Below are 7,370 nucleotides of genomic sequence, written 5' to 3' on the forward strand. Positions count from 1 at the left end.
ATGCGCTCAAGGAGTATGGTCGATGCTCGCACAAAGTCAATGTCAAGCTCCTATCATTCCACAATTTAGTATTGCTGCTGGGCTACGAGGGCGGACCGCTTACTTGTTCTGGTAGCCGCCGTAGTATTTCACCGGGCTCCAGTCCGGCAACACGTCCAGCCTGGCCGGCGCGTATTGCTGGTATTCCGGCGCGGCGTAGACCACTTTGCCGTTCACAATGGTCAGGCTGGACTCGAGATTCTTGATTTTCTCGACGTTCATCGTGAAGTAGTCTTCCGGCAGGATCACCAGGTCGGCGTACTGGCCCTTGGCCAGCGTGCCTTTGAGCTTTTCCTCGCCGCTCATCCAGGCGCTGCCCTGGGTCATCAGCTTCAGGGCCTGATAGCGGCTCAGCACGTCCTTCTGTTGCCACACCTGCAGGCCGCCGGCGGTCTTGCCGCTCACCGCCCAGTAGATCGATGGCCATGGACCATAGCTCGACACGCGCGTGCCATCGGTGCCCAGGCCGACCGGGATCTTCATCTCCAGCATCTTCTTGATCGGCGGCATCTGGCGGGTCTGCTCGCCGTATTGTTTCCGGTACAGCTCGCCCTGGAAGTACATGCGGTTCTGCACGGCGATACCGCCGCCCAGCGCCTTCACCCGCGCCAACTGCTTGTCGCTGATGGTTTCGGCGTGGTCGAAGAACCAGCGCAGACCGTTCAGCGGCGTGGCTTTATTGACTTTTTCGATCACCGCCAGGTCGCGGTCGATGCTTTCGTCATACGTGGCGTGAATGCGGAACGGCCAGCGGTTCTTGATCAGCAAACGCAACACCGGCTCCAGCTCGCTCTCCATGTGCGAAGGCATGTCCGGACGCGGCTCCAGGAAGTTCTCGAAGTCGGCAGCGCTCCACACCAGGTTCTCGCCGCCGCCCTCGGTGTTATAGCCGTTGGCGTAGAACAGATGGTCGTTCTTGTCCGGCTTGGTCTGGCTCAGCCAGCGCTGATAGTCTTCCAGCTCCTTGCCCGGCTTCTGCGCGAACAGGTAATAGGAGGTGCGCACGGTCAGCTTGCCGTTTTTCGCCAGCTCCAGACTGACGGCATAATCGTCCGGATACGCCTGGCCGCCACCGCCGGCATCGATCGCGCTGGTCAGGCCGAGGCGGTTCAGTTCGGTGTAATACTGCTGGGTCGAGTTCAGCTGCTGGTCGCGCGACAGCACATTGGTCTTGGCCAGTGTGCCGTAAAGAATGGCGGCGTTCGGCTTGGCGATCAGCTTGCCGGTAGGCTTGCCGTCCGCGCCAAGTTCGACCACGCCGTCCTTGAATTTGGTGTTGGCATCGTAGCCCAGCGTGGCGATGCCCTTCTGGTTCAGGAAGCCCAGGCCGTACAGGTACAGCAGGAACACCGGCTTGTCCGGCACCGCTTCGTTGATTTCTTCCAGCGTGGGCAGGCGCTTTTCCTCGAACTGGTATTCGTTCCAGCCGCCCACCACCTTGACCCATTCGCCATCCGGCGTGCGTGCGGCTTGCTCTTTGAGCATTTGCAGCGCTTTCTTGAGCGAGGTGACGCCGTCCCAGCGCAGCTCGGCGTTGTAGTTCAGGCCTTCGCGGATGATGTGCAGGTGCGAATCGTTGAGGCCGGGGATGACGGTCTTGCCGGCGGCGTCGATGACTTGCGTGTTCGGGGATTTGAGTTTGAGGACTTGGGCGTTGGTGCCCACGGCTTCGATCTTGCCGTCCTTGATGGCCAGGGCTTGCGCGAACGCGCCTTCCTTGGTCATGGTGGCGACCTTGCCATTAGTGATGATGAGGTCGGTTGCGGCGTGCGCCGGGAACGCGCAGGCGATGGCCGCCGCGAATGCGAGCTGCGTCAATTTCATAACTACTCCGGGATAAAAAATGCCGGCGCGGTGTGAAGGCCGCGCCGGCAGCGTGTCAGAGAATTGAGGCGAGCTCAGTTCTCAGGTATTAGTCCTTGATGGCTTCGACGGCGAAGCTCAGGGTCACGTCGTCACCCACGTGCGGCGCGTACTTGCCGGCGTTGAATTCGGTACGCTTGATGGTGGTGGTGGCGTTCACGCCGCAAGCCAGTTTCTTGGCCATTGGGTGGTCCATGCACTGGAAGTGGGTGATTTTCAGGGTCACTGGCTTGGTGATGCCTTTGATGGTCAGATTGCCTTCGACCGACGATGGCTGATCACCGGTGAAGTTGAACTTGGTCGACTTGAAGGTGATGGTCGGGAACTTGGCGGTGTCCAGGAAATCTTCGCCCTGGATGTGCTGGTCGAACAGTTTCGAGCCGGTGTCCACCGATTTGGCGTCGATGACGGCGTCCACCGAACCGGTCTTGGCGGCGCGGTCCAGGGTGATTTTGGCTTTGGTGTTGTTGAAACGGCTCTGCTGAGTGGAATAGCCGAAGTGGCTGTAGCTGAAGCTGGAGAACGTGTGATGCTCGTCCGAGGTGAAGTTTTCAGGGGCGGCAAACGCGGTCAGGGAAACACCAGCGGCGATCAGCAGGGCAATAATTTTTTTCATTTAGAAACTCCTAATGTAAGGAACATGATTGTTCGAGTGAGGACGATTATGCTCGCCACATCCACAGTTGTAAAACGAAAAATTTACCGCTTTACTATCGATAAAATCGATCATATCCGCATGCAGTTATCATAACGGAACACCGAGGGATGGGTATCTGTCTAAAGGCGCATGGCCGGCCCACTCGCGCGGGTGAGCCGGCCATGGATCAAGCGGCGGCGGCGATGGCGGCCGATGCGGAGGCGGCAGTTTGATGCAGGATGCGGCCCAGCAGGCGCTGCTCCAGCGCGGCGAAAGCGGGGTTGCCGCGTGCGCGCGGGCGCGGCAGGTCGACTTTCATGTCCAGCGTGATGCGGCCGTCCTCGATCAGCACCACGCGGTCGGCCAGCGCCAGCGCCTCCTGCACATCGTGCGTGACCAGCACGGCGGTGAAGCCGCGCGCCAGCCATAAGGATTCGATCAGCTGCTGCATTTCGATGCGGGTCAGCGCATCCAGCGCGCCCAGTGGCTCGTCCAGCAGCAGCAATTGCGGCTCATGCAGCAGCGCGCGCGCCAGCGCCACGCGCTGACGCTGGCCGCCGGACAACTCGGCCGGCCAGTCATCGGCACGCTCGGCCAGGCCGACCGTCGCCAGCGCGGCCGCCGCCGCGTTCAAAGAACGCGGCAACCCGATCGCCACATTCTCCAGCACCGTCTTCCATGGCAGCAGGCGCGCTTCCTGGAACATGATGCGGATGCTGGCGGTGATAGTGCCCGTCCCCACCTTGATGCCGCCCTGCTCCACCGTCTCCAGGCCGGCGACCGCGCGCAGCAGCGTGCTCTTGCCGCAGCCGCTGCGCCCCACCACGGCGACAAACTCGCCCGGTTGCAGCTTCAGGTCCACATCATGCAGCACCTGGCGCGAGCCGAAGGACTTGCCCACGCCCTCCAGATTCAGGGACACCCCCTGGCGGCGTGGCGGTTGCGCCGAGGTCCAGGTGGCGCCTTCGCGCGGCAGCGCACCCGTATCGAATACAGCGGTCGAAGTTAACATGCTTGCTCCTTAACGGTATGCGGGATTCCAGCGCAGGAAGTGCTTCTCCATCCCGCGCGACACCAAATCAGCCAGCTTGCCCAGCAGGGCGTACAGCAGAATCCCGACCAGTACCACGTCGGTCTGCAGGAACTCGCGCGCGTTCATGGTCATGTAGCCGATGCCGGCCTGCGCCGAAATCGTCTCGGCCACGATCAGCAGCACCCAGACGAGGCCCAGCGAGAAGCGCACGCCGACCAGTATCGACGGCAGCGCCGCCGGCAGGATCACGTCGCGATACAGCGGCCAGCCGGACAAGCCGTAACTGCGCGCCATTTCAATCAACCCCTGGTCCGCCGAGCGGATGCCGTGGAAGGTATTCAGGTACACCGGGAAGAACACGCCCACCGCCAACAAGAACAGCTTCGCCGTTTCGTCGATGCCGAACCACAGGATCACCAGCGGAATCAGCGCCAGCGCTGGAATATTGCGGATCATCTGCAACGTGGTGTCGAGCAGCGTTTCGGCGCTGCGAAAGCTGCCGGTCAGCAGGCCAAGCGCCAGGCCCAGGCCCGCGCCGATGGCAAAGCCGGTGGCGGCGCGCCACAAGCTGGTGCGCAAGTGCGTCCACAGCTCGCCCGATTCGGCCAGCGCCCAGAAGGCCTTGGCCACCGCCCAGGGTTCGGGCAGGATGCGGCTGGACAGCCAGCCCAGTTGAGAAGACAGCTGCCACAGCGCGATCAGCAGCACCGGCAGTATCCACGGGGTCCATGCGCTCTGGCGCGGTTTCGTTTTGTTCATCTTATGCCGCCTTCCGCTGGGGCAGGATATCGCTGGCCATGATCTCGCCGAAAGGGCCGGTCAGCGATTGCTCGCCGTGGTCCTTGCCCTTGCCCAGCAACGGGAACACCAGCTCCGCGAAACGGTACGACTCTTCCAGGTGCGGATAACCGGAGAAGATGAAGGTCTCGATCCCCAGATCGGCGTATTCCTTGATCCGCGCGGCCACGGTGTCGGGGTCCCCCACCAGCGCGGTTCCGGCGCCACCACGCACCAGTCCCACGCCGGCCCAGAGGTTGGGGGATACTTCGAGCTTGTCACGGCGGCCGCCGTGCAAAGCCGCCATGCGTTGCTGTCCTACCGAATCCATTTTGGCGAAGGCCGTCTGCGCCTTGGCGATGGTTTCATCGTCCAGATGGCTGATCAGTTCATCGGCCGCGCGCCAGGCTTCCTCATTGGTCTCGCGGACGATGACGTGCAGGCGGATGCCGAATTTGACGCTGCGGCCATACCTGGCGGCGCGGGCGCGGATGTCGTCCAGCTTCGCTTTCACCGCCGCCGGCGGCTCGCCCCAGGTCAGGTAGACATCCATCTGCTCGGCCGCCAGTTCGTGCGCCGGTTCCGACGAGCCGCCGAAGTACAGCGGCGGATACGGCTTCTGCACCGGCGGGTACAACGTCTTCGCGCCCTTGACGGTGATGTGCTTGCCCTCGAAATCATAGCCCTTGTCGCCGCCCTCACCCGCCAGCGAAGCGCGCCACACGCGGATGAATTCATCCGAGATCTCGTAGCGCTTGGCGTGATCGGCAAACAAGCCGTCCGCTTCCAGCTCGCCCTGATCGCCGCCGGTGACGACGTTGATCAGCAGACGGCCGTTGGACAACCGGTCGAAGGTCGAGGCCATGCGCACCGCCAGGCCAGGCGTGGTCAGACCCGGGCGGATCGCCACCAGGAACTTGAGCTTTTGCGTGACATGAATCAGCGACGAGGCGACCACCCATGCGTCCTCGCAGGAGCGGCCGGTCGGCAGCAGCACGCCGTCGTAGCCCAGCGTATCGGCCGCCACCGCCACCTGTTTCAGATAGTTGGCGTCGATCGGGCGGGCGCCCTTGGAGGTGCCGAGGTAGCGGCTATCGCCATGGGTCGGAATAAACCAGAAAATATTCAGCGACATCTTGATTCCTTATTGCGCCGCCAGCTGTTTGGCCGGCGGCAGTGCGTCTTTCACCGCGATCGGTTTCGGGATCAGTTTCAGATTGGCGAAGGTATCGGCCAGCTTTTGCTGCTGTTCCAGCACCTCCTTGCTGATAGGCTTCACGCCATAGCTGTAGCGCGAAGCGGCCAGCGCCACCACGTCCACATCGAGGCCGGTCTGCGCCGCCAGCAGCTGCGACACCTCCTTCGGATGCGTTGCGCCCCACTCATCGACCTTGGCGATTTCCTCCAGCAGAATGCGGACAATCTCACCGTTTTTCTCGGCGTATGGACGCGAGGCCAGATAGAACTGGTGATTGGCCACCAGGCCTTTGCCGTCGGCCAGCACGCGGGCGCCGATCTGCTTCTCGGCGGCGGCCAGGAACGGGTCCCAGATCACCCAGGCGTCGACGGCGCCGCGCTCGAACGCCGCGCGCGCATCGGCCGGCGGCAGGAAGACCACGCTGATATCCTTGTAGTCCACGCCGGCCTTTTCCAGCGCCTTGACCAGCAGGTAGTGCACGTTGGAGCCTTTGTTCAGCGCGACCTTCCTGCCCTTCAAGTCCGCGACGGTGCGCAGTCTGGAATCCTTCGGCACGACAATCGCCTCGCTAGCCGGCGACGGCGGCTCATTGCCGACATAAACCAGATTGGCGCCAGCCGCCTGCGCAAAGATCGGCGGCGCTTCGCCGACGGTACCAAAGTCCACGCTGCCGACGTTGAGCCCCTCCAGCAACTGCGGGCCGGCCGGGAACTCGGTCCATTTAACGGTGATGTTGCGCGGCGCCAGACGCTGTTCCAGCGTGCCGCGGCCTTTCAGCAGCGTCAGCGTGCCGTACTTCTGATAGCCGATGCGCACTTCCTGCCGGCCCTGCGCATGCGCGGGCGTCGAACCGCTAGCCGCCAACACGCCCGCCGCGAACAGCAGGCCCAGAGTGTGCCGACGTGCGGCGCGTTTCTGATCGGTACTCATCACGGTTCCTTAGCGCGCCAGCCGCACTGGCTGCGCCTGCGTGACGAACACATCGTCCGACTGCTGGCGCAATGCGTTCAGCGCCGCCGACAGCGCATCCACACCCGCCTGAATGCGCCAGGCGATGGCCGGATCGACCGTCAGGCCGCTGACGTCATGCCAGGTCAACTGCTGCGAGGTGGCGTAAACACTGGTGAAGACCTGGCGCGCATCCAGCGCGTGCAGCACCGGGCGCAGCGCGTAATCCAGCGCCAGCATGTGCGACTGACTGCCGCCGGTGGCCAAAGGCAGCACCAGCTTGTCCTTCAAGCCGTCCTGCGGCAACAGGTCGAGAAAGGCTTTCAGCACGCCGGTGTAAGACGCCTTATAAATAGGCGTGGCAATCACCACCGCATCCGCCTCGGCGACGGCGTCGAGCGCGCGCTTCAGATTCAGATCAGCGAAATCGGCGTGCAACAGCGCTTTGGCAGGCAGGTCGCGCACCAGCAGCTTGCTGTGGCGATGACCCAGCGCGGCCAGCTTGTCGCCCACATGGTCCAGCAAACGGCCGGTGCTCGACGGCGCCGCCGGGCTGCCGCTGATGAGAAGAATGCTCATGAGGTTCGTCCCCAGAATTGATCATGGCATTCAGCATAAATCCGTCCATCCGAATTCAAAACGAATAGTTTTACGCTTCGATATGCAAAATCCGTTGGACGAAAACCCGGTGTCAGGTCTGACATTCGCACACGGGCTCAACTGCTGCGCAGTTGAGCCCGTGTGCGAATGTCAGACCTCGTATATTGAATCTACCGCGCCATCGCCGGATAATGTGGAGGTGGCAACGGTCAGGCAGGGTGACGCCGACCAGACTTTGGGTAGTTGAACCCGTGTGTCAGATAGGCGCCCTTGTC

Annotated in this window: 7 protein-coding genes; all 7 read right to left on the reverse strand. The window is 62.6% G+C overall.

Annotated features, from left to right (window positions below):
* Positions 1-99: 99 nt before the first annotated feature.
* The 7 genes from GTP44_RS22630 to ssuE all read right to left on the reverse strand — a co-directional run bounded on the left by GTP44_RS22630 (position 100) and on the right by ssuE (position 7,074).
* Positions 100-1,863 (reverse strand): amidohydrolase, encoded by a 1,764-nt coding sequence (locus GTP44_RS22630; RefSeq protein ID WP_161021197.1) that lies wholly within the window; start codon positions 1,861-1,863, stop codon positions 100-102.
* Positions 1,864-1,951: 88 nt separating this feature from the next.
* Entirely contained in the window at positions 1,952-2,518 is a 567-nt protein-coding gene (locus tag GTP44_RS22635; RefSeq protein WP_160990074.1) for a YceI family protein, read from the reverse strand.
* A 208-nt stretch (positions 2,519-2,726) separates the two neighbouring features.
* Positions 2,727-3,551, reverse strand: coding sequence for an ATP-binding cassette domain-containing protein (locus GTP44_RS22640; RefSeq protein ID WP_161021198.1), 825 nt, complete (start codon positions 3,549-3,551; stop codon positions 2,727-2,729).
* Positions 3,552-3,560: 9 nt separating this feature from the next.
* Positions 3,561-4,331, reverse strand: a complete 771-nt coding sequence (gene ssuC, locus GTP44_RS22645; RefSeq protein ID WP_161021199.1) for an aliphatic sulfonate ABC transporter permease SsuC — start codon at positions 4,329-4,331, stop codon at positions 3,561-3,563.
* A gap of 1 nt (position 4,332) precedes the next feature.
* On the reverse strand, positions 4,333-5,478 hold the full coding sequence (gene ssuD, locus GTP44_RS22650) for an FMNH2-dependent alkanesulfonate monooxygenase (protein ID WP_202424193.1): 1,146 nt from the start codon (positions 5,476-5,478) through the stop codon (positions 4,333-4,335).
* A gap of 15 nt (positions 5,479-5,493) precedes the next feature.
* Positions 5,494-6,477: a sulfonate ABC transporter substrate-binding protein gene (locus GTP44_RS22655; protein WP_161021201.1), complete on the reverse strand. Its 984-nt coding sequence runs from the start codon at positions 6,475-6,477 to the stop codon at positions 5,494-5,496.
* Positions 6,478-6,486: 9 nt separating this feature from the next.
* Positions 6,487-7,074, reverse strand: coding sequence for an NADPH-dependent FMN reductase (gene ssuE, locus GTP44_RS22660; RefSeq protein ID WP_161021202.1), 588 nt, complete (start codon positions 7,072-7,074; stop codon positions 6,487-6,489).
* Positions 7,075-7,370 lie beyond the last annotated feature (296 nt).

The organism is Duganella lactea (genome assembly GCF_009857505.1).
In the GTDB taxonomy this organism is placed as follows: Bacteria; Pseudomonadota; Gammaproteobacteria; order Burkholderiales; family Burkholderiaceae_D; genus Rugamonas; species Rugamonas lactea.

What these genes read in the sequence shown, in the direction of transcription:
- ssuC (WP_161021199.1), bottom strand. Translation starts at nt 4,331, where the DNA reads ATGAACAAAACGAAACCGCGCCAGAGCGCATGGACCCCGTGGATACTG.
- GTP44_RS22640 (WP_161021198.1), bottom strand. Translation starts at nt 3,551, where the DNA reads ATGTTAACTTCGACCGCTGTATTCGATACGGGTGCGCTGCCGCGCGAA.
- GTP44_RS22635 (WP_160990074.1), bottom strand. Translation starts at nt 2,518, where the DNA reads ATGAAAAAAATTATTGCCCTGCTGATCGCCGCTGGTGTTTCCCTGACC.
- GTP44_RS22630 (WP_161021197.1), bottom strand. Translation starts at nt 1,863, where the DNA reads ATGAAATTGACGCAGCTCGCATTCGCGGCGGCCATCGCCTGCGCGTTC.
- ssuE (WP_161021202.1), bottom strand. Translation starts at nt 7,074, where the DNA reads ATGAGCATTCTTCTCATCAGCGGCAGCCCGGCGGCGCCGTCGAGCACC.
- GTP44_RS22655 (WP_161021201.1), bottom strand. Translation starts at nt 6,477, where the DNA reads ATGAGTACCGATCAGAAACGCGCCGCACGTCGGCACACTCTGGGCCTG.